Origin of the sequence: Corallococcus sp. AS-1-6 (assembly GCF_020037015.1) — a bacterium.
Classification (GTDB): domain Bacteria; phylum Myxococcota; class Myxococcia; order Myxococcales; family Myxococcaceae; genus Corallococcus.
This window is the reverse complement of record NZ_JAIQDE010000037.1, coordinates 1-25,193: the sequence shown is the minus strand read 5'-3', so window position 1 is coordinate 25,193 and position 25,193 is coordinate 1. Positions and strand designations below refer to the sequence as shown.

The 25,193-nt window shown below is 72.0% G+C and carries 27 protein-coding genes; 12 read left to right on the top strand and 15 right to left on the bottom strand.

What is annotated here, in order from left to right:
• Window positions 1–6 precede the first annotated feature (6 nt).
• Window positions 7–324 (top strand): type II toxin-antitoxin system RelE/ParE family toxin, encoded by a 318-nt coding sequence (locus K8612_RS39680; protein WP_223744309.1) that lies wholly within the window; start codon window positions 7–9, stop codon window positions 322–324.
• A gap of 2 nt (window positions 325–326) precedes the next feature.
• Here the strand turns inward: K8612_RS39680 and K8612_RS34650 are convergent, their stop codons facing one another.
• Genes K8612_RS34650 through K8612_RS34635 form a run of 4 tightly spaced genes read right to left on the bottom strand, consistent with a single transcriptional unit; the run spans window position 327 to window position 3,989 of the window.
• Window positions 327–1,136, bottom strand: coding sequence for a carbohydrate ABC transporter permease (locus K8612_RS34650; RefSeq protein WP_223765383.1), 810 nt, complete (start codon window positions 1,134–1,136; stop codon window positions 327–329).
• Window positions 1,133–2,011, bottom strand: a complete 879-nt coding sequence (locus K8612_RS34645) for a carbohydrate ABC transporter permease (protein WP_223765382.1) — start codon at window positions 2,009–2,011, stop codon at window positions 1,133–1,135. The genes K8612_RS34650 and K8612_RS34645 overlap by 4 nt, the downstream gene beginning before the upstream one ends.
• Complete coding sequence (locus tag K8612_RS34640) at window positions 2,008–3,288, bottom strand: ABC transporter substrate-binding protein (RefSeq protein WP_223765381.1); 1,281 nt, start codon at window positions 3,286–3,288, stop codon at window positions 2,008–2,010. Before K8612_RS34640 ends, K8612_RS34645 begins: the two co-directional genes overlap by 4 nt.
• A 56-nt stretch (window positions 3,289–3,344) precedes the next feature.
• Entirely contained in the window at window positions 3,345–3,989 is a 645-nt protein-coding gene (locus K8612_RS34635) for an EcsC family protein (protein ID WP_223765380.1), read from the bottom strand.
• Between the two features lie 272 nt (window positions 3,990–4,261).
• On the opposite strand from K8612_RS34635, the gene K8612_RS34630 reads away from it, so the two are divergent.
• On the top strand, window positions 4,262–4,495 hold the full coding sequence (locus tag K8612_RS34630) for a DUF4177 domain-containing protein (RefSeq protein ID WP_223744314.1): 234 nt from the start codon (window positions 4,262–4,264) through the stop codon (window positions 4,493–4,495).
• On the top strand, window positions 4,492–4,830 hold the full coding sequence (gene yidD, locus K8612_RS34625; RefSeq protein WP_223744315.1) for a membrane protein insertion efficiency factor YidD: 339 nt from the start codon (window positions 4,492–4,494) through the stop codon (window positions 4,828–4,830). Before K8612_RS34630 ends, yidD begins: the two co-directional genes overlap by 4 nt.
• 6 nt (window positions 4,831–4,836) lie before the next feature.
• Here yidD and K8612_RS34620 read toward each other — a convergent pair whose 3' ends face one another.
• From K8612_RS34620 to K8612_RS34605, 4 genes are all read right to left on the bottom strand, one after another.
• Entirely contained in the window at window positions 4,837–6,423 is a 1,587-nt protein-coding gene (locus tag K8612_RS34620; RefSeq protein WP_223765379.1) for an ATP-binding protein, read from the bottom strand.
• Entirely contained in the window at window positions 6,420–6,884 is a 465-nt protein-coding gene (locus K8612_RS34615; RefSeq protein ID WP_223744317.1) for a response regulator, read from the bottom strand. The genes K8612_RS34620 and K8612_RS34615 overlap by 4 nt, the downstream gene beginning before the upstream one ends.
• Window positions 6,881–10,300 carry a PAS domain-containing protein gene (locus K8612_RS34610; RefSeq protein ID WP_223765378.1) on the bottom strand — a complete coding sequence of 1,140 codons (3,420 nt, stop codon included), beginning with the start codon at window positions 10,298–10,300 and terminating at the stop codon, window positions 6,881–6,883. The genes K8612_RS34615 and K8612_RS34610 overlap by 4 nt, the downstream gene beginning before the upstream one ends.
• A gap of 256 nt (window positions 10,301–10,556) precedes the next feature.
• Entirely contained in the window at window positions 10,557–11,450 is an 894-nt protein-coding gene (locus K8612_RS34605) for a DUF4846 domain-containing protein (RefSeq protein WP_223765419.1), read from the bottom strand.
• Window positions 11,451–11,632: 182 nt separating this feature from the next.
• Here K8612_RS34605 and K8612_RS34600 point away from each other — a divergent pair, with 182 nt between their 5' ends.
• Window positions 11,633–12,226 (top strand): CDP-alcohol phosphatidyltransferase family protein, encoded by a 594-nt coding sequence (locus K8612_RS34600; protein ID WP_223765377.1) that lies wholly within the window; start codon window positions 11,633–11,635, stop codon window positions 12,224–12,226.
• Between the two features lie 14 nt (window positions 12,227–12,240).
• On the opposite strand, the gene K8612_RS34595 is transcribed toward K8612_RS34600, so the two are convergent.
• From K8612_RS34595 to glpD, 4 genes are all read right to left on the bottom strand, one after another.
• Complete coding sequence (locus K8612_RS34595) at window positions 12,241–12,450, bottom strand: hypothetical protein (RefSeq protein WP_223744320.1); 210 nt, start codon at window positions 12,448–12,450, stop codon at window positions 12,241–12,243.
• Between the two features lie 61 nt (window positions 12,451–12,511).
• Entirely contained in the window at window positions 12,512–13,216 is a 705-nt protein-coding gene (locus tag K8612_RS34590) for a hypothetical protein (protein ID WP_223765376.1), read from the bottom strand.
• Window positions 13,217–13,408: 192 nt separating this feature from the next.
• Window positions 13,409–15,220, bottom strand: coding sequence for a S8 family serine peptidase (locus K8612_RS34585; RefSeq protein WP_223765375.1), 1,812 nt, complete (start codon window positions 15,218–15,220; stop codon window positions 13,409–13,411).
• A gap of 277 nt (window positions 15,221–15,497) precedes the next feature.
• A complete protein-coding gene (gene glpD / locus K8612_RS34580) occupies window positions 15,498–17,195 on the bottom strand; it encodes a glycerol-3-phosphate dehydrogenase (protein ID WP_223765374.1) in 1,698 nt (565 codons plus the stop codon).
• A gap of 209 nt (window positions 17,196–17,404) precedes the next feature.
• Between glpD and K8612_RS34575 the strand changes: the two genes are divergently transcribed.
• From K8612_RS34575 to K8612_RS34560, 4 genes are all read left to right on the top strand, one after another.
• Entirely contained in the window at window positions 17,405–17,815 is a 411-nt protein-coding gene (locus tag K8612_RS34575; protein ID WP_223765373.1) for a hypothetical protein, read from the top strand.
• Between the two features lie 226 nt (window positions 17,816–18,041).
• Complete coding sequence (locus K8612_RS34570) at window positions 18,042–20,075, top strand: TonB-dependent receptor (RefSeq protein ID WP_255672611.1); 2,034 nt, start codon at window positions 18,042–18,044, stop codon at window positions 20,073–20,075.
• Complete coding sequence (locus tag K8612_RS34565) at window positions 20,075–20,830, top strand: hypothetical protein (RefSeq protein ID WP_223765372.1); 756 nt, start codon at window positions 20,075–20,077, stop codon at window positions 20,828–20,830. The genes K8612_RS34570 and K8612_RS34565 overlap by 1 nt, the downstream gene beginning before the upstream one ends.
• Complete coding sequence (locus K8612_RS34560) at window positions 20,827–21,657, top strand: hypothetical protein (protein ID WP_223765371.1); 831 nt, start codon at window positions 20,827–20,829, stop codon at window positions 21,655–21,657. The genes K8612_RS34565 and K8612_RS34560 overlap by 4 nt, the downstream gene beginning before the upstream one ends.
• Before the next feature lie 55 nt (window positions 21,658–21,712).
• Here K8612_RS34560 and K8612_RS34555 read toward each other — a convergent pair whose 3' ends face one another.
• Window positions 21,713–21,904 carry a hypothetical protein gene (locus tag K8612_RS34555; protein WP_223744327.1) on the bottom strand — a complete coding sequence of 64 codons (192 nt, stop codon included), beginning with the start codon at window positions 21,902–21,904 and terminating at the stop codon, window positions 21,713–21,715.
• A 217-nt stretch (window positions 21,905–22,121) separates the two neighbouring features.
• On the opposite strand from K8612_RS34555, the gene K8612_RS34550 reads away from it, so the two are divergent.
• The 3 genes from K8612_RS34550 (at window position 22,122) to K8612_RS34540 (ending at window position 23,958) form a co-directional block, all read left to right on the top strand.
• Window positions 22,122–22,538 (top strand): hypothetical protein, encoded by a 417-nt coding sequence (locus tag K8612_RS34550; protein ID WP_223744328.1) that lies wholly within the window; start codon window positions 22,122–22,124, stop codon window positions 22,536–22,538.
• Window positions 22,539–22,638: 100 nt separating this feature from the next.
• Window positions 22,639–22,983, top strand: coding sequence for a DUF2007 domain-containing protein (locus tag K8612_RS34545; RefSeq protein ID WP_223765370.1), 345 nt, complete (start codon window positions 22,639–22,641; stop codon window positions 22,981–22,983).
• A gap of 93 nt (window positions 22,984–23,076) precedes the next feature.
• The gene (locus tag K8612_RS34540; protein WP_223744329.1) at window positions 23,077–23,958 is read left to right on the top strand and encodes a tetratricopeptide repeat protein; all 882 of its coding nucleotides are present in this window, start codon (window positions 23,077–23,079) and stop codon (window positions 23,956–23,958) included.
• A gap of 15 nt (window positions 23,959–23,973) precedes the next feature.
• Here K8612_RS34540 and K8612_RS34535 read toward each other — a convergent pair whose 3' ends face one another.
• On the bottom strand, window positions 23,974–24,273 hold the full coding sequence (locus K8612_RS34535) for a tetratricopeptide repeat protein (RefSeq protein WP_014392969.1): 300 nt from the start codon (window positions 24,271–24,273) through the stop codon (window positions 23,974–23,976).
• 31 nt (window positions 24,274–24,304) lie between these two features.
• On the opposite strand from K8612_RS34535, the gene K8612_RS34530 reads away from it, so the two are divergent.
• Window positions 24,305–24,505 (top strand): SlyX family protein, encoded by a 201-nt coding sequence (locus K8612_RS34530; protein WP_120553911.1) that lies wholly within the window; start codon window positions 24,305–24,307, stop codon window positions 24,503–24,505.
• A 12-nt stretch (window positions 24,506–24,517) separates the two neighbouring features.
• Here K8612_RS34530 and K8612_RS34525 read toward each other — a convergent pair whose 3' ends face one another.
• Window positions 24,518–24,964, bottom strand: a complete 447-nt coding sequence (locus K8612_RS34525; protein WP_223744330.1) for a hypothetical protein — start codon at window positions 24,962–24,964, stop codon at window positions 24,518–24,520.
• Window positions 24,965–25,193: the final 229 nt, after the last annotated feature.

Genomic DNA, 25,193 nt, shown 5'->3' with positions numbered 1-25,193 from the left:
GCTCCCATGCGCACCCGACTGCATCACGCCGCCAAGCCGGAGATGCTCAAGGTCGCCAAGTGGTACGAGAACCAACGCACAGGACTCGGTAGCCACTTTGTCGGAGCCATGCATCAAGCGATGGCCTCCATCCATGAGCACCCGGACCGATGGCCTCTCTGGCCGGACCTCCTGCACACGCCGCCCATCCGCCGCTTCTTGCTACCGGAGTACCCCTTCGCCCTGCCCTACCTCGTTCGCGACAAGGACGTGGTGGTGCTCGCCATCGCGCACCTGCGTCGCCGCCCGGACTACTGGCTGCCCCGCGCGCGAAGCCGTCCGTAGGCCTATTCCTTCACCGCGCCGGCCGTGAGCCCGGACACGATGCGCCGCTGGAACAGCACGGTCAGCACCACCAGCGGCAGCGTGGCCACCACCGACGCGGCGGCGATTTCGCCCCAGGGTTCCTTGTACTCGCTGGCGAAGAGGCTGATGGCCACCGGCACCGTGCGCTTCTGTGGCGTGGACAGGAACGTCAGCGCGTAGAGGAACTCGTTCCACGCGAAGATGAAGACCAGGATGGCCGTCGTCGCCAACCCCGGCGCCGCCAGCGGCAACAGCACCCTCCGGAACGCGCCCACCGGCGTGCACCCGTCCACCCGCGCCGCGCGGTACAGCTCGTCCGGAAGCTGGCGGAAGAACGACGTCAACACCCACAGCGTCAGCGGCAGCGCGAACGTCGTGTACGGCAGCGCCAGCCCCACCAGGCTGTCCCGCAGGCCCACCGCGTTGAGGATGAGGTACAGCGGGCTCACCGTCGCGATGGGCGGGAACATCGACACGCCCAGCGCCGCGGACAGCAGCAGCCCCCTCCCCCGGAACTCCAGCTTCGCCAGCGCGAACGCCGCGGACGCCCCCACCGTGAGGCAGAACACCGTCGTCAGCGTCGCCACCACCAGCGAGTTCAACACCGCCCACAGGAACGGCCGCCCGAACAACACGCTCGCGTAGTTCGCCCCCGTCAGGTGCGAAGGCCACGGCCGGGTCAGCTCCCCGTCCGGCCACAGGCTCGTCAGCACCTGCCACAGGAACGGCCCCAGGAAGAACGTGAGGAACGCCACCACGGCCAGCGCCGTGCCCAGCCCCGGCCGCCTCATCGCCGCCCCTCCTCGCGCCCCAGCCAGCGCAGCCACACCACCGCCAGCAACACCACGCACAGGAACGTCGCCACCGACAGCGTGCTGCCGTACCCGAAGTCCCCGGAGCGCATCAGCGTCTTGTACGCGTAGATGCTCAGCGTCTCCGTCGTGTTCGCGGGCCCGCCCTCCGTCAGCACGTAGATGGCGTCGAACACGCGGAACGCGTCCAGCGACCGGAACAGCACCGCCAGCAGCAGCGCGGGCTTGAGCAACGGCAACGTGATGGACCGGAACCGCCGCCACTCCGACGCCCCGTCCACGCGCGCCGCCTTGTAGAGGTCCTCCGGGATGCCCTGCAGCCCCGCCAGCACCAGCAGCGCCACGAAGGGCGTCGTCTTCCACACGTCCACCAGGATGGCCGCGTGCAACGCATACCCCGGCGCGCCCAGCCAGTTGATCTCCGCCCCGCCCAGCAGCCGGTTGATGAGCCCGTAGTCCGGGTTGAACATCCACGCCCACAGCCGCGCGCTCACCACCGTGGGGATCGCCCACGGCACCAGCACCGACGCGCGCAGCAAACCCCGCCCCGGGAACGCGCGGTTGAGCAGCAGCGCCAGCGGCACCGCGAGCAGCAGCTCCACCGCCACCGCCACCGCCGTGAAGTACGCCGTGTTCCCCAGCGCGGACCCGAAGCGCGCGTCCCCCATCAGGTAGGCGTAGTTCTCCAGCCCCGTGAAGCGCCGCTCACCGAACACCAGGATGAACCGGTGCAGGCTCAGCCACACCGCCGCCAGCACCGGGTACAGCGCCACCACGGCCAGCACCAACACGGCCGGCGCCACCAGCAGGTACGCCTGCCGCCGCTCCCGCGCCTGCGAACCCGCGCCCCTCATTCCGCCTCCGGAGGCCGCTCACCCGTCAGGTGATCCACCTGCTTCTGCGCCCGCGTGAGCGCGACCTCGGGAGTCCGCAGGCCCGCCACGGCGGCGGAGAACTCGCTCTGGAGCACGTCCGCGATGAGCAGGTAGTACGGCGTCACCGGCCGGGGGCGCGCCCGCACCAGCGCCTCCTTCAGGCTCGCGATGAACGGCTGCTCCGCGCGCAGCTCCGGGTCGTCATACAGCGCCAGCCGGGGCGGGTTGCGCGCGTAGTGCAGCGCCAGCACGCGGTTGGCCTCCGGGGACGTCAGGTGCGCGATGAGCCGGGCCGCCGCCTTGCGCCGCGCGGGCGGCACGTGCGCGTTCACCGCGAGCTGCCACCCGCCCAGCGTCCCCCACCCCGGCTGCCCATCCTTCGTCGGCAGCGGCGCGATGCCCACCTTGCCCCGGATGGGCGAGCCCTCCGCCTGCGCCTCGCTCCACGCATAGGGCCAGTTGCGCATGAACACCGCGCGGCCCTCCTGGAACACGCGCCGGGACTCCTCCTCGCCAAAGCCGGTGACCGTCGGGGGAGACAGCCCGTCCGCGATGAGCCCGTGCAGGTACGCCAGCGCCTCGCGCGCGGGCTCCGTCTCCAGGAGCACGCGCCCGTCCGCGCCCAGCGACTGCCCGCCGTGCCCCCACAGCGCCTCGTACACGTTGCAGGTCAGGCCTTCATACTGCCGACCCTGCCACACATAGCCCTGGAGGCCGGGCGCCTTCGCCATCGCGTCGCGGGTGAAGCGCCGCAGCTCCTCGTAGGTGCGCGGCGCGCGAGGCACCAGGTCCGTGCGGTAGTAGAGGACGCCCACGTCCACGTACCAGGGCACCGCGTACGTGCGCCCGTTCATCACCACGGCGTCCACCGGCCCGGGCAGGAACTCCTCGCGCAGGCGCGCGGGAGGAAACTCCTCGGACAGGTCCGCCACCCAGCCCGCGCGAGCGAACTCCGGCACCCAGACGACGTCCGCCACCAGCACGTCGAAGTCCGTGGCCCCGCCCTGCAACGACGTGAGGAAGAACTGGTGCGCCAGGTCGGACGCGTTCGGCAGCGCCTCCGTCACCAGCTCCACGTCCGGGTTGGCGCGCTCATACCGCGCCAGCAGCTCACGGAACGGCTTCGGGTCCCCCCACAGCGGCTGGAACTTGAAGACGATGCGCGTGCGGCCCCCGGCGCCCGCCTCCTCGGACGAGCGCCGGCAGCCCCCCACGGAAAGGCCCAGCGCGACGAGGAGGACGAGGAGGCGGCCCATGCGCCCGGATGACTCCAGCGCCAGGGCCCACCGTCAACGACAAGCCCCGCGCCCGGTCATCCAGGCGACACGGGCGCCAGGGCCCCCGGCCCCGGTGAGAACAACCGCCGGGCCGTGGCCCCCACCGCGCGGCACGCGAGCGCATCCACCGCGCCGCCCACCAGCCCACCGGCCAGCGGCACCACCTTGGACAGGTTCACGACGCCCTTCTGCGACGCCTTGCTCACCAGCCGGAAGCCCACCGCGCGGTTGATGCTGCTCAGCGCCTGCTTCGGCACGGCCTCCAGCGCGCGCATGCCCAGGTGCTGGCTCACTTCGATGCCGGCCTGCTTCACCACTTCTTTTCCAAGGTCCCCCACGATGGCCAGCAGCGTGAGGGTCCGCACGCGGTCCTCCTCCACGTCGTGCCCGTGGATGCGGGCGATGGCGCCCACCAGCCGCGCCTGCACCGCCCACGACACGCCCAGGCCCGCGGGCAGCGCCACCGGCAGGGTGAGCAGGCCGCCCAGCCCGGACAGGAAGCCCGTGGTGAACAGCTTCCCCGTCTCCCAGTGGATGAGCGAGTCGACGCGCGCGCCGTGGTCCGCGTAGCGCGTGTCGCGCAGGTACTCGTCCGCCAGCGCCGTCGCGCTGCACAGCGGCCCCAGGCCCTCGAAGCCCGCGTCCAGCACGGCGTTCACGACCTCCAGCGGCTTCGACATGCGTCCACCTTCCACGATGAGGCCAGCCCCGCATCCTACCCCGCGCAGGTCCCCAGCCGGAGTCAGGCGGCTCCGCCTGTCCGTCCGCCAGGCAGGCACGTGAAACCCATCCGCGGCGTCCCACGCGAGCCTGCCGGCCCGTCTCCCCTCGAGCCATCCCACGCATGGGGTATGGCCAAACCCACGCAATGGACTGGAGCATGAATTCTTGCCACGCGGCGGGCCTGAGACAGCATCCGCCGCCAATCCCAGACACCCCGAAGGAGCCCTGGATGTACGAGTATCACGTGGATGCCTTTGTCCCGCCCGCCCCCGGCTGCAACAGCACCGACCCGGGCTGGAACCCCAAGCGCTGCGGTGACTTCGCGAAGTTCCTCAACAACTACGCCGCGCAGGGCTGGAAGCTGCACTCCAGCGAGTACCGCGCCGTCACCGCGACCAAGGGCTGTGGCACCACGGCGGCCTCCTGGCTGGTGTGCGTCTTCGAGCGGACGAAGCAGGAATGAACCCGGGCCCTCCGCCCTGGGAAGGCAACCCCTACTCCGCGCTCGCCCTCTTCCCCGAGGCGTCCCGCGAGCTCCAGGCCGCGCCCGCGCCCCGGCCCACGCGCCTGCCCTGGTGGCTCGACCCGCTGTGCCTCGTCGCGGTGGCGCTCATCCTGCTGTACCGCCACGCGGTGCCCCACCGCTGGAAGCGGCAGTGCATCTACACGCCCACGTGTTCCCTGTACGGGCTCCAGTCCCTCCAGAAGTACGGCCTCTGGCGCGGCGGCCTCCACACCTGGGCACGCATCCGGCGCTGCAACGACGTGCTGTTTCTTGGGGGAACCGACCTGCCCTGAGGCGCCCTACTCCGGCGCCGGAGCGGCCGGCTCCTTCGGCGGCAGCCGCGGCAGGCGCACGGTGAACACCGTGCCCTCCGCCGCGGACGACCGCGCGTCCACCGTCCCGCCGTGCGCCAGCACCAACTGCCGCACGATGTAGAGCCCCAGCCCGATGCTGCGCTCGGAGCGCCCCACCGTCGTCCCGCGCTGGAGCGGCTCGAAGATGCGCGGGAGCATCTCCGGGAGGATGGGGTCTCCCCCGTTGCGCACGTGCACCACCACCGCGTCCGGCTCGCCCCGGCTCTCCACGCGCACCGGCGTGTCCTCCGGGCTGTACTTCAGCGCGTTGCCCAGGATGTTGGACAGCACCTGCGCCATCCGGTCGGAGTCCCACGCCCCCTGCCCGTCCCCCTCCTGCTCCACCTGGATGGTGCGCTCCGGGTGCGCCGTGCGCGCCTCCTCCACCACCTGCAGCGTGAGCGCGTGGAAGTCGCACGGCGCCGCGTGCACCGGGATGCCGCCGCCCATGCGCGCCTGCGTGAAGTCCAGCAGGTCGCGGATCATCCGCGTGGCCCGCTCCGCCGCGGACAGCACGCGCGCCGCCGCCTTCGCGTGCCACGGCTGGATGTCGTCGCGCCGGAGCATCAGCGACGCGCCGGTGAGGATGGCGCCCAGCGGGTTGCGCAGGTCGTGGCTGACGATGCCGATGAGCTGCTGCTCGAACTCCACCCGCGCCTGCGCCTCGTGCACCAGCTTCTGCCGCTCCTCCTCCGCCCGCCGCCGCTCCGTGATGTCGCGCATGGCGCCCACGATGCGCCGCGCCTTCCCGTTCTCTCCGCGCAGGATGGAGCCCTGCGCCGCCACGTACGCGTACTCCCCGTCCTTGCGCAGCACGCGGTACTCGTCCTGCCACCGGTCCTCGTCCGAGTCGAACGCCCGCTGCAGCCCCGACAGCACCCGCTCGCGGTCCTCGCCGTGGATGTGCCGGCGCCACCAGCCCCCGTCCGCGCCCACCTCTTCCAGCGGGAAGCCGAAGACCTCCTCCGTCGCGTCGCCAATCCAGTGCATCGCGTCCGTCTGGAGCTCCAGGTCCCAGATGGCGTCGAAGCTCGCGTGCGCCACCAACTGGTAGCGCTCCTCGGAGCGGCGCAGCGCCTCCTCCGTGCGCTTGCGCAGCCGCACCCCCTCCGCCTCGCGCAGCGCCCGCCGCACGCTGGGGCCCAGCCGCTCCAGCCGGTCCTTCAGCACGTAGTCCGTGGCGCCGCGCTTGAGCAGCTCGATGGCGCGGTCCTCGCCCAGCGCGCCGGACACGAAGAGGAACGGCGTGTCCGGACACACCGCCTGCGCCGCCTCCAGCGCGCTCATCCCGTCGAAGCCCGGCACGTTGTAGTCGGACAGGATGAGGTCGAACCGCCCCTTCTCCAGCGCCGCGACGAAGGCCGCCCGCCCCTGCACGCACTCCAACGTCGAAGGCAGCCCGCCTTCCTCCAACTGCGCGGCCACCAACTGCGCGTCCAGCGGGCTGTCCTCCAGCAAGAGGATGGACAGGGGCCGCTGCGCCGAGGGCAGGGGCGTCAGGTCCAATGCGGCGGCACCGCCGCGAGCGCTCACTTGGGCGCTCCGGATGCGCCAGGAGCGCCCGGCGGCGGCTGGTTCACCACCGCCCAGAACAACCCCAGCTCGCGCAGCGCGGAGACGAAGTCCGGGAAGGCCACCGGCTTCACCACGTAGGCGTTCACCCCCAGGCCGTAGCTGCGCGCCAGGTCCCGCTCCTCGCGCGACGAGGTGAGCATCACCACCGGCACCGCCTTCAGCTCCGGGGCGCCCTTCACCTTCTCCAGCACCTCCAGCCCGTCCACCTTCGGCAGCTTCAGGTCCAGCAGCACCACCGCCGGGTGGCCGTCCTGCCGGTTCGCGTACTCGCCCTTGCGGAAGAGGTAGTCCAGCGCCTGCTGCCCGTCGCGCACCACCACGACCTCGTTGGCCAGGTGCACCTCCTCCAGCGCCGCCAGCGTGAGCGCCACGTCATTGGCGCTGTCTTCCACCAGGAGGATCCGCTTCAGCTCGATCACGCGTGCGTCTCGACTTTCTTCTCCAACGGAGAAGCCCGGGGCAGGGTGAAGGTGAAGGTCGCGCCCTGCCCCACGGCGCCCTCCGCCCAGGTCCGTCCACCATGGCGCGACACGATGCGCCGCACGTTCGCGAGCCCGATACCGGTGCCCTCGAACTCCTCGGCCGTGTGCAGGCGCTGGAAGACGCCGAACAGCTTGTCCACGTACTGCATCTCGAAGCCCACGCCGTTGTCGCGCACCCACACCGCGACCTCGCCCTCCGTCTCCCGCGCCCCCACCTCGATGAGGGCCTCCGGCTTGGGGCGGGTATACTTCAGCGCGTTCGCCAACAGGTTGTGGATGACCTGCCGCAGGAGCGCCGGGTCGCCCTCGACCGTGGGCAGGCCCCCCACCTTCCACTCCACCTGCCGCCCGTGGGCCTCCGGCACCAGGTCGCGCCGGGCCTCCTCCACCAGTTGGCCCAGGTCCACCCGCGACTGACGCAGCTCCGCCCGGCCCATGCGGCTGAACGCGAGCAGGTCATCCACCAGCGTGCCGCCCTGCTTCGCCGCGCCCGCGATGGTGGAGAGGTAGCCGCGAGACACGTCGTCCAGCTTCGCTCCCGCCCGCCGCTCCAGCAACTGCGCGAAGCCGGTGATGTGACGCAAGGGCGCGCGCAGGTCGTGCGACACGGAGTAGCTGAAGGACTCCAGCTCCTTGTTCGCCTCCTGGAGCTGGGCGGTGCGCTCGCGCACGCGCTTCTCCAGGCCCGTGTTGAGGTGGCGGATCTCCTCCTCCGCCTGCTTGAGGCTCTCCAGCGTGCGGCGCTCGTCGTCGATGTCCGTGTTGGTGCCGAACCAGCGGACGATCCGCCCCTCGCCGTCCCGCACGGGCATGGCGCGCGACAGGAACCAGCGGTAGCTGCCGTCCGCCCGGCGCAGGCGGAACTGGTCCTCCCACAGCGTCCCCTCGCGCAGGGCCGCGCTGAAGTGCTCCAGCACGCGCCCGACGTCCTCCGGGTCCACCAGCTCGTTCCAGTCCTTCTCCCCCACCTGCGAGGGCGACGTCCCGGTGTAGTCGTACCAGCGCTGGTTGAACCAGAAGAGGCGCCCGTCCGGATCCGCCATCCACGACAACTGGGGGATGGAGTCCGCCAGCGTGCGGAACTGCTGCTCGCGCTCCTTCAGCTCCGCGGCCAGCGCCTCGATGCGCCGGCGCGCCAGCACCTGCTCCGTCACCTCCCACGACACGGACACGATGCCGTCCACCTTGCCCTCGGCGTTGCGCAGCGGCTGGAAGGTGAGGTTGAAGTAGCCCTCGGGCGCCTCCTGCCCCACGTCGCGCACCAGGCGCATGGGCACCTCGTGGCCGCGGTAGGTCTCGCCGGTGCGGTAGACGTGCTCCAACTGGGCCACCTGCCCCTGGTCCTTCAGCTCCGGCAGGGCCTGGCGCACCGTCAGCCCCAGGAGCGGCCGGGACCCGGTGAGCTTCAGGCGCAGGTCGTTGGCCATCTCGAAGACCAGGTCCGGCCCGCGCAGCACGGTGATGGCGGCGGGCAACTGCTTGAGCACCGCGAACAGGTTGCGCCGCTCCGCCTGCGCCGTCTCGTACAGGCGCGCGTTCTCCAGCGCCACGCTGGCCATCTGCGCCAGTTGCACGGCGATGGTCTCGTCCTCCGCGTCGAAGTCGCCCTCCGCCTTGTCGGACACCTGCACCAGGCCCAGGTTGCGGCCGTCATGTCCCACCAGCGGCACCGCCAGGAAGCCCTTCAGGGGCAGCGCGGGCGGCGGCGCGGCGGGCGCCTCGGCGTAGGCCGCGTGCTGGCGCAGCTCCTCGCGCGTCAGGCGCAGCGGCCGGTTCTCCTGGCACACCCGGGCGAACAGGCCGCGCTCGTCCACGCCCGGCTGGGCGGCGCCCGGCGCCAGCGGCTCATGCCCCGCCGCGGACAGCGCGGCGAGCGGCGGGGCGTCGCGGCCGTCCGCCACCTGCACGAAGGACTGGTTGGCGCCAATCAGCTTGCGCGCCTTGAGCGTCACCAGGTCCAGGATGGCCGGCACGCTGCCGGCCGCGTTGAGCGCCAGGCTCGCGCGCGACAGGCCGCGGAGCTGCTCGGTGCGGCGCAGCTCGCCCGCCATCAGCCGGGCCCGCTCCGCGTCGGCGCGCTTGCGCGCGGTGATGTCCTGCACGGTGCCCACGAAGCGCACCGGCGCGCCGTCCTGGAAGTGCGTGCGGCCCGTGGCGCGCACCCAGCGCTCCACGCCGTCCTTCAACCCCACGGTGCGGTAGGCCACGTCGTAGTCGCCCTTGCCGCTGGGGTCCCAACTGAGCGCCACCGCGCGCTGCACGGCCTCCCGGTCCTCCGGGTGCAGGCCCGCGAGGAACAGCTCGTAGGACGACTCCGCTTCGGGCGGCAGGCCGAAGAGCGCCTTGCAGCGCGCGTCCCATTTGAGCTCGTTCGTCGCCAGGTCCATGTCGAAGGTGCCCAACTGGGTGGCCGTCAGCGCCAGGCGCAGGCGCTGCTCGCTGTCCGCCAGCGCGGCCTGCTGCCTGCGCAGGTCCTGCGCCAGCGCCTCCGTGTGCCGGCGCGCGCGCACGAACTCCGTCACGTCCGTGGCCAGGGTGATGATGCCGGACGCGGTGCCGTCCCCCTCCAGCATCGGGTGGTAGATGACGTTGAAGAAGACGGAGTCCGGCTGGCCGTCGCGCACCAGCTTCACCTCGAACTCCGGCCGCACGAAGGGCTGCTTCGTGCGCACCACCCCGCGCAGCACCTCCATCACCTCCGGCTGCTCCGCCAGCTCCGGGAACGCGTCCGTCAGCGCCTGGCCCGGCGTCACCCGCCGGCCCACCAGCAGCTCGTAGTAGGGGTTCGCCAGCTCGAAGACGAAGTCCGGCCCGCGCGTGATGGAGATGCCCACCGGGGCCTGCATGAAGAACGCGTGCAGCCGCTCGCGGTGGACGGCCTCCAGCGCGTTGCGCTCGCGCTCGCGCAGCGACTCCTCGCGCCGCTGCACGGCCTCGCGCGCCAGGTGCAGCTCCACGAACATGGACACCTTCGCCAGGAGGATTTCAGGCCGCAGCGGCTTGCGCAGGTAGTCCACCGCCCCGTGCGCGTATGCCGCCAGCCACTCCTTCTCGTCGCCGTCGCCCGCGGTCATCAGCAGCACGGGCGTGCGCCGGCTGCGGTCGCGCTCGCGCAAGAGGCCCAGCACCTCCACGCCCGTCATGTCGCCCAGGTTCATGTCCATCAGGACGGCGGCGAAGTCCTCGTCCAGCACGCGCCGCAGCGCCTCGCGTCCGGACGAGGCGCGCACCAGCCGCTGCCCCAGGGGCGCGAGGATGCCCTCCAGCGCCAGGAGGTGCCCGGGCGTGTCGTCGACAAGGAGGATGCTGGCCCTGGGGGAAGACGCGGGCACGGACACGGCGGCGGAGGACATGGTGGAGGCTCGGGGGACGGACTGCCCTTCCCTTTAGGCTGGCGGGCACGCGGTGGGGGACGGGCCCGACGTCGGTGTGCCCGCCGTTGACGGCAGGACAACACTCCACGTCGCAACCTGCCTCCTCCCCCCCGCCGATTCCAGCAGAACCCTCGGGCGGCCTCCGTTCGCGGCCTCCCCGTCCGCCAGGGGACACACCGGGAGGGCGCCCGTCCCCCCGGCCGCACCTCGTTGCTGCTTCAGGTTTCCAGGCCGATCAGGGCGACGGCAGGCGCCGCAGGGACGTCATGGGGAAGGGCGCCCAGAAGGGCGTGGCCAGGTGCTCCCCCTCCAGCGGGAACCAGGGCCCGTCCCGTCCCGCCAGGACGTGGAAGTCCTGCGCGGGGCTGAAGCCCTGCCCCACGAGCGCCACGCGCTCCCCCTTCGCGTTGGTGGCCACGTCCAGCACGAGCACCGTGTGGCCGGGGCTGCCGCCCAGGACGAAGAAGTCCCCCGGGCGAAGCTGCTCCCGCGGGGGCCGGGCGCCCTCCGCCTGGAGCGACAGGGTGCCCGCGTAGGTGAAGAGCAGGTTCAGGTAGCCGCGGAAGGCCGCCCGCGAGCGGTCCGCCGCCGCGCGCTCCGGCACCCACGTCACCTTCGAGCCGGAGACGCGCGCCCGGTCCCCGGCCGCGTACCGGGGCCAGGACGCCACGTGGCCGCTGGTGAAGCGGTAGGCGATGCGCTCCGGGTGGCCGGACGCCCAGCGCCACTCCGCATGAAGGCGCAGGATGGAGTCCGCGCACTGCTGGAGGTCCGCTGTGCCCACGTCCAGCTCCCCCACCGCCGCCAGCCGGGCGTCGGAGGCCGCCAGCACCGTGCGGCCCTGGAAGTCGCGCACGGGGGAGCCCTCCGGGCGCAGGGGCAGGCCGCGCAGCCAGGCGCCAAAGGAGCCCGCCTCCAGCGGCACGCGCGCGTAGCCCTCCGGGGGCGCGAAGGTCTCCTCCAGCGAGCGCACCTGGACGGAGGCCGGCAGCCACGGGTAGCGCGTCCGCTCCTCCTCCGTGGGGGCGCGGGCCGCGACCTTCGCCCGGCCAGCCGCTTCGCAGCTCGCCAGGGACAGCGCGGCGGTGAGCAGGGTGGCCAGGGCCAGCAGGGGGCGGAAGGGTCCCATCGGGTTCAAGGGGCGGGCTCCAGGAGAGGACGCGCCGGGAGGAGCCCCGGCCCTCCCTGGGACACCGCACGCGGACCTCGGGGTCCCTTTCGCGCCACGAGGGCACCGGAGGAGTCCTTCGCCGGACGCTCGTCTGGGCGGACAGGTGCGCCCCGGGGGCCGAGCACTACCTTTTGAAGGCCATGCACCGTCGGGCAAGCCTCGTGCTGCTCAATACGCTGTCCCTGTCGCGACTGCCGCTCGCCGCGGCGTTCATCGCGGTGTCGGACCTGCGCGTGCGGGCCCTCCTGGTGGTGGTGGCCGCGGCGACGGACTTCCTGGACGGCTGGATTGCCCGGCACCGGGGACTGGCCACGCGCCTGGGGGCGCTCATCGACCCGGTGGCGGACCGCGCCTTCATGGTGACGGCCTTCATCGTGTGTCTGCTGGACGGGCTCATCGACCCGGTGGAGCTGACGCTGCTGCTCCTGCGGGACATCGGCACGGCCATCGGCTTCATCGTCGCCAGGCTGCGGCCGGACATGCGGGCCGTCGAGCTCAAGGCGCGGATGCTGGGCAAGATCGTCACGACGCTGCAGCTCGCGGTGTTGCTGTGCGTCCTGCTCTACCCTCCGCTGGTGCGGCCGCTCGTGGCGCTCGTCGCGATGCTGTCGCTGGCGTCGGTGGTGGACTACTCACGGGCGGTGTGGCGCCAGCGTCAGCGCCGGGAGCTGCCGCCGTCCTCGCGCCTCCCCCATGGGCCCACGGGGGCACCCATGGAGTCCGTGCGGGAGTGACGCGGGGCGCGGCCTCACGCGGGCACGGCGCGCGTGTCCACGGCCAGGGCCAGGCGGGCGCGCTCGCGCTCCATGGCGGCGCGCTCGCCGTCGGACAGGGCGTCCCAGACCTCGTCCATCGTGTCGAGCAGCGCGTCCGCTTCGGGGGAGTCCCCGCCGGGCGCGCGGGCGCGGACGAGGGCCAGCTTGTGCAACAGGGTTCGGTACCGGTCGTAGACCGTCATGGTGGAAACCTCCGTCCGGGAGACGCGGACGGAGCCGTGCGGCTGACGCAAGGGCCGCTGGCTACCGGCGGCGCTGGGTCGCGGCGTCGCGGCGGGCCTCGGCGCCGGTCAGCACGGCGATCTCCCGCGTGTGGCTGCGGCCCACCAGGTTCACGGTGGCGCGCACGCGCTCGCCCTCCTGGAGCTGGGTCACGCGGATGGGCTCACCGTCGCGGACGATGCGCGTCTTCGTGCTGATCTCCAGCGGCAGGCGCGAGCCATCGTTGTCGATGACGACCTCCGTGTCGGACACCGAGCGCACCTTGCCCCGGTAGATGGCGTCCACCACCGCGACGCCCTGCGAGGCGCCCGAAGCGGGAGCCTTCGCCGCGCCGGGAGCCCGCGTCCCCGTGTTGCCCGTGCCCCCCGTGCCCGTGTTCGTCTCCGGGCCCGGGTTGGGCGGCTGCGTGCGGCCCTCTGGGTCCGGATCCGCGCTGGGGCTGTTCGGATCCGCCACGGGGAGGTCGCCCTCGCTCCCCTGCGCGGGCGCGGCGCCAGCGGCCGTCCCGGCGGGGGCCTGCGTGTTCGCCCCGGAGCCCCCCGTCCCCTGCCGCGGCTGCTCGCGCGGCGCGGGCGTCTGGGCCTGGGACGTGCCCGGCCTTAAGGCCGCGGGAGCGCCGGTCTCCTCGGACGCCGCGTCATCCTCCATCCCGCCGGACTGCGCCCCGCACATCAGCAGGAAGGCCAGGCCCGCGATGCCCAACCCCAGCCAGGTGTCTCGCCTCATGCGCCGCGTGCCTCCCTTCTTGGGAAGGTGCACGCGCACCCGGCGCGAACCACCGGCCCTGGGCCCTGGCGGTCGCCTGTCCGTCCGGAGCGCCAGACCCCGACCCGGCGCCTGCCCGGCAGAAAAGCGAACGCCCCCGGCCCCACGAAGGGACACGGGGGCGTCGGGCCCACGGGCGCGAAAGGCGCGCCGCTACGGCAGCGGGAGCGGACCGCCGCCCGGGGGCAGCGTGCGCGCCAGCTCCACGGCCTTGGCCGCCTGCACCAGGCCGTAGCCGTACTTCGGGTCCTTGCCCGGCGTCGTCTTGTCGTCCAGCGCCGTCTTCTCCAGCACCGCGCGCACGTGCGCGGCGCTCAGGTCCGGCCGGGCGCTGAACACCAGCGCCGCCACGCCCGACACGTGCGGGGTGGCCATGGAGGTGCCCGACTCGCGCTGGTAGTCCAGGCCGGTGATGGACACCGTCACGTCCTGGCCCACCATCTTCTTGAGGGACGCGCCGGCCGCCATGGACACCGACACCGTGGGCACCCAGTGCGAGTTCGCGGAGCCCAGCGTGAAGTTGCCGTCCCCGTCGTCCTCCACGTTGTTGCCGATGATGACCGCGCGGGCGCCGGCCTGGATGACGTTGCGCGCCTTCTCCTCGAAGAACAGGTCGCCGCGGTCCACGTACGCGACGAAGCCGTCGCAGGTGGCGGCCTCACCGCACGCCGCGCGGTCCGCGCCCAGGCCGCAGTCGACCAGCCGGCCCGTGTACGTGCCCTGCGCGGTGTACGACAGCGGCGACGAGCTGATGGGTGACGACGACGCCGTCACCGAGGACAGCGACGCCGCCCCCAGCACCGTGGCGCTCAGCACGTTCACGCCCGGCCCCACCACGGACAGCTCCTGGCCGAACTGCGAGAAGGGCGCGTACTCGCCCTGCAGGTCCACCGCGCCCACCGCCATCACGGACGGCAGGTACGCGGCCGGATACGCGATGCCCATCTTGCCGTCGTTGCCGCTGGCCGCCACGGACAGCATGCCGTTGCCGTTCTCCCAGACCTTCTCGAACATGAGCTGCTCGGCCTCGGACGGGTCCTGCGCGCCCAGGGACAGCGAGGCGATCTTCGCCCCCTGCGAGTGGCACCACTCCACCGCCGCGATGACGTCGTCCGTGCGGCCGCCGCCGTCCGTGTCCAGCACGCGCGCGACGAGCAGGGACGCGCCCGGCGCCACGCCCACCACGCCGTTCGGCTCCTCCCCGGGCGCCACGCGCGCGCCGGAGCCCGCGCCGAACTGCGCCAGGATGGTCGCGGCCACGTGCGTGCCGTGGCCGCCGCCCACCGTCACCACGCCCTGGGACTCGCTCTGGTCGGACGGGTCATCGTCCTTGTCGACGAAGTCCTTGCCCAGGAGGAACGCCGCCTTCAGCTCCGGGTGCTTGCTGTCCCAGCCGCTGTCGATGACGCACACCTTCACGCCCTCGCCCGTGGGCGCGCCGGTGTCGATGACGCCGTCGTTGTTCGCGTCCCACACCTGCGGGGCCTGGATCATCTTCAGGCCCTCCGTGTACTCACCCACCGAACCCTGCGTGTTGAGCATGCCCTGCCACGACGCCAGCGGCGGGGGCGTGGGCAGGCCCATCGCGCGCACGCGGCGGTTGGGCGACACGGAGACCACGTCCGGGCGGAGCTTCAGCGCGGAGATGGCCTCCGGCGACAGCCGCGCGGACACCACGTTCATGTTCGGGATGCGGCGCATGACCGTGCCGCCTTCGCGCTCCACGGCCGCCGCGATGTCCGCCGACGCGGCCAGCGCGCTCGCGGTCACCTTCGGCTTGTAGGTGATGATGACGCCGTCCGGCGCCGTGTCCGTGCTCAGCGGGGAGACCCCCGGCTTCGGCAGCGACACCTCCTCGGTGCCTGGACACTCCTGGGGCAGGACGTCGATGGGGGCCGGATCCTCGCCACAGCCGCTCGCCACCAGACCGGACAACCCGAGCCCAAGCCAAAGCCAACGCTTCATGGGGTGTATCTCCTTCGCCCGGCCAACGTGGACGACCGCGCCGTGACCCGCCGCCCCCGGAAAGGGGGCCGAAAGGAACGGGCCGGCCCTGCTTCCCGTTCCCACGACGATTTAAGCATGGACGCAGGACGACTGCTCGGGCGGCTGTCGTGCGCCCGACGGCCATCCGGTGCCGGTCCAACGTGAGGCGCTCAACGCTCAAGAGGGGGAGCGCCCCGCTCGGGGCGGGACCTCGGGCGTCGGCATGACGCACCGGGCCCGGCCACCCGGCGGGGCGTCAGGCGTCGGAGGGATCCACGCCGAAGATGCGCTGGGCATCCACGGCGTAGGCCGCCAGTTGCCGCTCGGTCTCCGCCGCGTCCCAGCCCAGGCGCGGCGCCATCACCTCCGCGGCGCGGACGGCGGCGGCGCGGCCCTGGTCGCGCGTCTCGAACGCGACCTTGAGGCGGCGGATGAGCAGGTCCGCCAGCGTCTGGACCATCTCGTGGGTCACGCCCCAGGCGGCCTCGGCGCGGCGGTACGGCAGGCCCTCCACGAGCGGATCGGCCAGCTCGGGCGACTCGCGGGTGAGCGCCCACACCGCGGGCCAGCGGCTGCCGTACGCGCGAACCAGGTGCTCGCCCGTGGCCGCGTCCCCCACGGCCTGCCTGGCCGCCGCGAGCTCCGCGTCCAGCTTGAGGATGTCGCCGCCCGGCAGGGGCTGCTCGTGGGTGACGGGCTTCTTGTGCGGGAGGGCCAGGTGGCGCTCCACGGCGTTGACCACGTCGCGGGCCATGACCCGGAAGGTGGTGAGCTTGCCGCCGCTGATGGCCAGCACGCCGGACGGGCTCACGTCGATGGCGTGCTCGCGGCTGGCGCTGCCCGCGTCGCTGTTGCCGTGGTAGCCGCTCGCCGCCAGCGGGCGGATGCCGGCCCACGCGCTGACCATGTCCTCGCGGGTGAGGTTCGCGCTCGGGAAGAAGGCGTTGGCGGAGGAGAGCAGGTAGGCCACGTCCGCCTCGCTCGCGCGCACCTCGGCCGGGTGGGCGCGGGTGGCGGTCTCCGTCGTGCCGATGAGCGTGAACGCATCCGCGGGGAGGATGAACATCACGCGGCCATCCACGGGCGACAGGAGCGTGAGCGCGTCCCCGATGTTCAGCCGCGAGCGGGGCACGGCGATGTGCACGCCCTTGCTGCCGCGCACCGAGGGCCCCGTGCGCTCCTGCTGCGAATCCAGCCGGCGGATCTCATCGCTCCAGGGGCCGGTCGCGTTGACGACGGCGCGCGCGCGCACGGTGTGCTCCTGGCCGGTGAGGTGATCCACCACCACCGCGCCCTTCGCCTTGCCGTCCTCCAGCACCAGCCGCTTCACGGAGGCGTGGTTGAGCACCACCGCGCCGGCCTCGCTCGCGCCCAGCGCGTTGGCCAGCGTGAGGCGGGCGTCATCCGTGGCCGCGTCGTAGTAGCGGGCGCCGCCCTTGAGCCCCTCGGCGCGGATGCCGGGCTCGGCCTCCACCACCTGCTTGAGCGACAGGCGCTGATACGCCTTCACGTTCCGGAACAGGGACAGGGCGTCGTACAGCATCAGGCCCGCGTTGAGCTTCCAGCGCGGCACGCGAGCCCCCTCGTAGACGGGCCACACGAAGGCCAGCGGGCGCACCAGGTGGGGCGCCAGGTGGAGCAGGCGGCGCCGCTCGATGCTCGACTCGAAGACGAGCCCCAGGTGGCCGTGCTCCAGGTAGCGCAGGCCACCGTGGATGAGGCGCGACGAGCGGCTGGACGTCCCGCTGGCGAAGTCCTCGCGCTCCACCAGGGCCACCTTCAGGCCCCGCAGCGCCGCGTCCCGGGCGGCCCCCGCGCCCGTCACCCCGCCGCCGATGACGAGCAGGTCGAAGGACTCACTGCCCAGCGCACGCAGACGGTCGGCGCGCGAGGGCGGGGCGGGAACCTCCGTGGAGGCAGGCAGGGAGCGAAGCGCGGCGGAGTCGGAACGCACGCCAGGAGTCTATGACGGGAAGTCTGCGGCCGCAGCGGATTCCGATGCAATGCGTCAAGAGGTCCACGGGGTGATGGGACCGGGCGGCAGGGAACTGTCTCGCAGCGAGCGGCGGAGGTGGCCTTGCGTGTCGTGGGGAGGACGGATAGGCAGGCGGCCGCCTCACCTCCCCCGTCCTGGACGCTCCGCCGCCGTACCCCCGAACCGCCGTGTGGGATTCCCGAGACCGACGAGACCTGGCGTTCCTGGGGCTGTGGGTCCTGGTGTACGGGCTCGCGGTGGCGCCGGTGCTGCACGCGGTGGTGGGACACGGCGGAGGCCTGGGACGCCACGAGCACGGCGCCAGCACCCACGTCCACCGCACCCCGGTCACGTGTGAGGCGGCGAAGGCCCCCTGTCCGGCGGAGTCCGGGCAGGACACGCCGGACGGAGCGAAGCGGGGCCACGGCCACCAGCACCTGACGGGCTCGGTGGAGCACCTGCTGGCGGTGGCGGCGAGCTGGACGGTGTTCGTGCCGCCGAAGTTGCGCTGGGTGTCCTGGAGCGTGGCGCCGGAGCGGAGCCCGGAGTGGTCGCCGGGCCAGCGGTTGCGGTCCGCGGCGATGCCGCAGGGCCCCTAGTCCCCCTCGGACCTCCGTAACGCAAGCATGACTCGCGAGCGCGCGGACCGTCTGGCTTTGGCCAGGCACGGGCCTGCGCGGGCGTGTGTCGTCTGTCCTTTCAACCCGCACGCCCTGGAGCGCGTCCCGACGCGCGCCGGGGACGTGTCGTCGTCTGTTCGTGCCCTCCACCGTGACCCTGTTGCTCATCGCGTTCGCCACGCTCTCGACGAGTCTTCCCTCGGCCATGCCCGCCGCCCAGGAGGGGCCAGAGGCCACGCCAGAACAGCAGCAACCCGAACAGCCACAGCCAACGGAGGTCCCCGGGAAGCAGCGCTCCACGGTGGTGCGGGGCACGCGCCCGGCCCAGAGCGCCGCCGAGGTCACCATCGGCCGGGACATCCTGGACACGGCGCCGCGCACGAACGCGACGGACGTGCTGCGGGTCGTCCCGGGGCTGGTGGCCTCGCAGCACAGCGGCGAGGGCAAGGCGCAGCAGCTCTTCCTCCGGGGCTTCGACGCGCTCCACGGCCAGGACGTGGAGCTGAACGTCGGAGGCCTGCCGGTGAACGAGGTGAGCCACATCCACGCGCTGGGCTACGCGGATACCAACTTCATCATCCCGGAGCTCGTCCAATCGCTGGAGGTGACGGAAGGCTCCTACCGCGCGTTCCAGGGCGACTTCGCGGTCGCGGGAACGGTGCGCATGGACCTGGGCGCGCGCGAGAAGGGCGTGGAGTTCGCGGGCACGCTGGGCCAGTTCAACACGCGCCGGCTCGTCGTGACGGTGCGCCCGGGAGAAGACCCCGGCACCTTCGCGGCGGCGGAAATCGGAGAGAGCGACGGCTTCGGCCCCCAGCGGGGCTACGGACGGGCCACGCTCCTCGCCCAGGCGAACCTGGACCTGGGCCAAGGCCTGAGCGCGCGAATCCTGGGAGGCAGCTACGTCACGCGCTTCGACTCCCCCGGAGTGGTGCGAGAGGACGACCTCGAAGCCGGCCGCCGGACCTTCTACTCCGGCTCCTTCGACCGGCAGGGAGGCACGGTCTCCAGGCACCAGCTCCTCGTCGGCGTGGACCTCCCGCGCGAGGGCACCGCGCGAACGCGCATCGAGGCCTTCGGAATCCTCTCGGACCTGCGCCTGCGCAACAACTTCACGGGCTACCGGGTGGACGACCGGGGTGACGGCCTGGAGCAGACCCACGACGGCACCACGCTGGGCCTGCGCGCCGAGCACCGCCGACAGGTGACCCTCTTCGACCGCCCCGTCGCGCTGGAGCTGGGGCTCGGGGGAAGGCGCGACGGCATCCACCAGACGCAACGCCGTTACCGTGAGACGGACGGCACCTTCTTCGCGGACGAAGTGGACGCGGACCTCACGCAGACGGACGTCTGGGGTTACGCCGAGGCCAGACTCCCGCTGGGCCGCTGGGCCCTCCGGCTGGGAGGCCGCGCGGACGCGCTGGGCGTGGAGGTCTTCGACGCGCTCGCCTTCCGGGACCCGCGCTACTACGACGGACAGGGCTATTCGCGCAGCGCCTTCGGGGTGCACTGGGGCGCGAAGGCCGGCGTCGAATACGCGCTCACGGACACGTGGGCCCTCTTCGCCAGCTACGGAGACGGCTTCCGTTCGCCACAGGCGCGAAGCCTCGCGGAGGGAGAGCAGGCGCCCTTCGTGAACGTGCACGGCGCGGAGCTGGGCACGCGGAGGGACGGAGAACGTCTGTCCTTCCAGGCGAGCGTCTTCGGCTCGCGGGTGGCGGACGACTTCTTCTTCGACCACACGGTGGGCACCACCGTCTTCACGGGAGAGACGCTGCGCACGGGCATCTCCGCGTCGCTGCAGGCGCGTCCGCTCGAAGGCGTCACGGCCGCGCTGAGCGCCACGGTGGCGAACGCGACGGTGACGAAGACGGACGCGAAGCTCCCCTACTTCGCGCCGCTGGTCGCCCGAGCGGACCTCGGCTGGGAGAAGCCGCTGCCCGGCATCGGCTCCGTGCTGTCGCTGGGCACGGGCCTCACGCTCATCGGCCCCAGGCCCCTGCCCTACGACGAACACAGCCACACCGTGTTCCTCGCGGACGCGCAGGCCGCGCTGCGGCGAGGAGCGCTCGCGCTGCGGCTCGACGTGAAGAACCTGTTGAACACGCGCTGGCGGGACGGCGAGTTCGTCTACAGCTCGCGCTTCGACCCCACCGCCCAGCCGAGCCTCGTTCCAGCCAGACATTTCACCGCGGGGGCACCACGCGTGGCCTCGCTCACCCTGGAGGTCCACCTGTGATGAACCCGATTGCACTGGCCTTGCTCGTGGCCCTGATGAGCCTGGGCTGCGGCGGCAAGACCGAGGCAGAGCGCCGCACCTTCGCCGTGACGATGACGGCGACAGCGCCCACGGCCCCGAACGAGTACGGCTGGACGGTGACGCCCGAGGCCGCGCAGCTCTCCGTGGGTTCGGTGCGCTTCTTCGAAGGCCGCGTGCTGCTGTCTCGACGCCTCCCCCGCCTCGACTGGTACTCGCTCATTGGAGGCACCGCGAACGCGCACCCAGGCCACTATGTCCCCGGCGATGCCCTGGGAGAGGTGCTCAACGCCCAGACCGTGGATCTGCTCGCGGGTGGCAACCTGGGCAACGCCAACGCCGTCACCGGTTCATACGGCTCGCTGGAGCTGACGCTCGTGACGCCCACGGCGGCCACGGACGCGCGGAACGTCCTCGGAGGCCACCACGCCCACGTGCGAGGCACCGCCACGCACACCTCCGGAGCCACGGTGCGCTTCGACGCGGCGGTGGACCTGCCCAAGGCGATTGAAGGCGTGCGCTTCGAGCGCGACCTCCGGCAGGAGACGGGCCACGTGCGCATCGCGGTGGACCTGGGGAAATGGATGGACCGCATCGACTTCGCCACCGCGTCGCCTCCGGACGCGGCCGGCGTTTCCACCTTCCCCGCCAACAGCCAGGCCCAGAACGGCTTGGTGCGCGGCGTGGAAGACACCAGCGCCTACGTCGTGACGTGGGTGGAAGGAGCAGCGCAATGAAGAAGCATTGGCTGATGGGAGTGTCCTGCCTGGCCCTGGTCGCCTGCTCGTCGGGTCAAGGCAACGTGACGTTCACCGCGTATGGGGAGGACTTCATCGAGAAGGAGATCCCCGCCAGCGCCTTCGAGGACGGCTGGACGGTGAAGTACGACAAGTTCCTCGTGAAGCTGGGCGAGCTGAAGGTCGCCAACCACGAGGGAGAGACCGCCGCCGGGCAGACGGCCGCGAAGGTCTACGACGTGCACCGTCCGGGCCCCGTGAACGTCGCGACGTTCAACGACCTGGCCGCTGAGGAATGGGACGAGGTGAGCTACGCCATCGCCCCCGTCGCGGACGCCACCGCCGGCAACGCGGACGCGGAGGACGTGACGCGGATGAACACCGAAGGCTGGTCCGTCTACGTCGAGGGCACGGCCACCAAGGGCACCCTGACGAAGCGCTTCCACTGGGGCTTCGCCACCAACACGCTCTACGAGCACTGCGAGAACGAGGACCTCGGCAGCGGAGTGACGGTGCCCAGGGGCAGCACGGAGACGGTGCAGCTCACCCTCCACGGCGACCACCTGTTCTTCGACGACCTCCAGTCGCCGGACGCGAAGATGCGCTTCGACGCCATCGCCGCGGCGGACAGCACGGGCATCGTCGGGCCGGACGGCGAAATCACCCTGGATGAGCTGGGCCTGGTGAACCTGACGTCGCTGCCCTCGGGCCAGTACGGCACGGGAGGCGCGGGCAGCGTGCGGACGCTGCGCGACTTCGTGACGGCGCTCGTGCGCACCGTGGGCCACTACCGCGGCGAAGGCGAGTGCTCGCCGCGCGTCCGCTAGGACAACACCCCCGGAGGGGCCGGCCCGAACGCGCGGCCGGCCTCTCCTGTTCCGCTCAGCGCTTCGAGGAGTCGTCCCCGCCCGTCATGCCACCGCCGTGCGAGGGCGTGTGGGACGGCGGGTTCGGAGGACGGTTCGGGTTCATCTGGTTGGAGCGGTTGTCCTGGGCGGACTTGTGCTCCGGGCGCTCGGGGTTCTTCGTGTTGGAGCGCTGATCATTCGGGGTCGGGTTCTTGTGCTTGCTCATCGTTCGGCGTCCTCCGTGTGTCCGGACATGGGCGCCCGGACGAAAGGCACGGTAGGGAGACGCCCCCAGGAAGCGCAGGGGCCCAGGGGGCGCTGCACAGTGTCCGGCACCCGTCGCTCGGGCTGTCCCCGACGGACCGGGAGCACTCGCCGGGGTCTCCCTCGGATGCCGGGGAGGATGCGAATGCCTACTCCTTGACCGCGAGGAGGTGCGGCGCGTGAAGACGGTGACCTACGAGCGCAGTGGCCAGACGAACACCGGGGCCCAGGCGCTGCGAGTGGAGGGCCTCAAGCACCTGCGTGTGCTGGAGCAGGGCGAACCGGTGGTGGAGCGGGACCTGACGCCGGAGGAGATCCACCGGCTGGCCCCGTTGCTGGAACCCCTGCAACGGGAGCCCGAACCCGCCACCCTCGCGTCCCAGGCAGGAGGCCCGGACATCCTGGCAGTCACCCTGGCCTTCGAGGACGAGGAGACTCCTCGGCTGAGGCTCGCCACCGAGCGGCTGCCCGCGAAGGGAGGCGGGTATGATCGCCTGCTCGCGGAGCTGGACGCCCTGCTATCAGCGGAGCTCCACGCGCGAGCCCCCCGCCACGCCCACGCCGTCCTGCCGCACCAACTGCGTCACGATGAATGACGGAGGCCGCACGGTCCGTGAGGGCCGCGCCGCCCGAGGCCCAGCAGGGGAGCAGCCGGGGCGGGTTGCCCTGGAGGCGCGCTTCTGACAGACAAGAAGCATGAAGCGCGTGCAGTTCTCCGTGCACCGCACGGTCGGAGAGGCGCGGATGCTGGCGGGAGCCCTGGAATCAGCCGGGCTCTCGGTCGACATCCGCGGCGAGTCCCTGGTCCCGCTGAGCGGAGAGATTCCCAGCACCGAGGCCTGGGTGGAGCTGTGGCTGTGGCCCCAGGAACTGGAGGCCGGGCGCCAGATCCTCGCGGAGCTCCAGGCCAACCAGGAAGCCGCCAGCCGCTCGGTGACCTGTCCACGCTGTGGAGAGGAGAACCCGGCCAACTTCGAGCTCTGCTGGAGCTGCGAGCTGGAACTGCCGTCGGGGCTGCGCCCGCACCTCCGAGCCGTCTAGAAACGCCCCATGAGCGACCCATCGAACGAACCAGGGGAGCGGAGCGGCCGGCGCCGGAGCCAGGGTCTCCGAGGCGTCCTCTGGGTTTGCGGCGTGGCGCTCGCCATCCACGTCATCCCGCTGTTCCTGCCCCGCGACATGCCGGAGCAGGAGCTGGCCATCGCGCGAGCCACGGAGAGCGTGGAAGGCCGGCTGCGGTTCCTGGTGCCCCTGAAGCACAACGACAAGGCGACGGCGGCGGACCTGCGGGAGGCCGCCGAGCTCCTGCGCGATGCCCCGGCGGAAGCGCACGACCTGGCCCTGGAAGCCGAGCGGCGAGACCCGAACGCGCTGGAGACCCAGCTCCTGCTCGCGCGCATCTGCGACCGGGAGCGGATGACCCGCTGCGTGGACCAGTCACTCGAAAAGGCGCGGAAGCTCGCGCCGGCGGACCCACGGCCGGAGCTGCTCCGGGCGGACCTGAGCGAGCAGAAGGGCGACGTCGAGGGCGCCACGGAGGCCCTGTCCCGGGCCTACAGCCGCACTCCAGGCGATCCCCTCATCGGCGTGCGCTACGGCCGGCTGCTCAGCCGGATGGGAAAACCCGAGGACGCCCTGAAGGTCTTCACCTCCCTGGAGGGCAAGGTCCCCGCGGCCCGGCTCCTGGTGGAACAGGGACTGGTGCTCAGCAAGGAAGGCCGGAGCCGCGAAGCCGTGGGGCTCTTGCAGCAGGCGGTACAGAAGGACCCGAAGCTCGCGGAAGGGCACTTCCAGTTGGGCATCGCCTGGTTCCAGTTGGGAAATGAAACCGCCGCCGAGGAGGCCCTGCGACAGGCGGACCGGCTGGACGTATCCGACACACGGGCGCTGGCCACGCTCTGCACCCTCCAGGTGAAGGCAGGAAGGCTCGAGGGAGCACGCCTGACGCGCACAGACCTGGAGCGGCGCTTCCCGCAGCGGATGGACGCCATCCGGGAGCAGTGCCGGCTGCCCTGAGGCGCGGGGGCTGCTTCAACGCGGCTCCTGCCCCCGAATCTGGCGGAGCATCCGCGCCGACGCGATGACCGGCGCGTCCACGGACCCATCAGCCCGTTCGGTGCGCACCACGGCCTGGAGGAAGGGGATTGCCTCTTCATCGCGGCCCTGCTGGAAGAGCAACTCCCCCAGCGCGAACCGCGCCTGGGTGAGGAGGACCAGGTCCTCCGCCGCCACGGCCGCATCGATGGCGTCACTCAGCGCGGACTCGGCCAGCTCGGGCTGTCCGCGTCCAAGCAGCTCGCGGGCGCGCTGCAGGTGTTCAAGGGTATTCATGGGGCACGGTCCCCGAGCGGAGAAGACGGCAATGGAAGACAAGCGCCTGGTCGAGCTGGAAATCCGCTACACGCAGCAGCAGGAGCTGCTGCAGGAGCTGAGCGACGTGCTCTACCAGCAGGGGCGCGTCATCGACGCGCTCCGCGCGGAGCTGGACCGGCTCAAGCGCAAGCTGGACGCCGAGCCGGGCCTGGTGGACGCCCGCCAGCAGGAGCGGCCGCCGCACTACTGAGGCAGGACGGCCTCAGAACTTGTAGCCCAGCCGCAAGCCGATGATGGGGTTCGGATCGAGGTAGCCCACCTCGACGCCGATGCTCGCGGCCTTGCCCTGGAGGCCAAAGCCAAACGCCGCGTGGGCCTTGAAGGTGTCCCCCTTGAAGAAGATCCACGGGCCCGCGAGCCCCTCGATGTAGACGGTCCGCCCCAGCGTCGCGCGGAGCGAGATATCCAACGGGACGCCAATGATGTTGCCGTCCGTGACGAGCACCGCGCCGAACCGGGCACCCACGAAGAGCGGGCCCGCGACATGACCTTCAACGCCGAGCGTGAAGTTGAACGCGGCGCTGGTGTCCACCCAGTAGTCCGCGCCCACGCCCAGGCGGACGCCGGACTGCTGCGCCTTGGACTCCGCGGGCGCCAGCAAGAGCCCCAACGCGAACAGCCCAGCGGCGTAGATTCGAAGCAGATGCATGCGAGAGCTCCTGTCCAGAGAGGGGGAAGGAGCGTCACTCAAGCAAAAGCAGCCAGGGTCAGGCCAGCCTCAAAGCCAGGCGCCAGTACGTTCGCATCCCGTCGGATCAATCCACGACGAAGCACGCGTCCGAGGCCGGCAGCCCAAGCCCAAGCCCGCAAAGACAAAGCCCCCGGCGCCTTGCGGCACCAGGGGCTTTCAAAAAGAATCCGGCAGCGACCTACTCTCC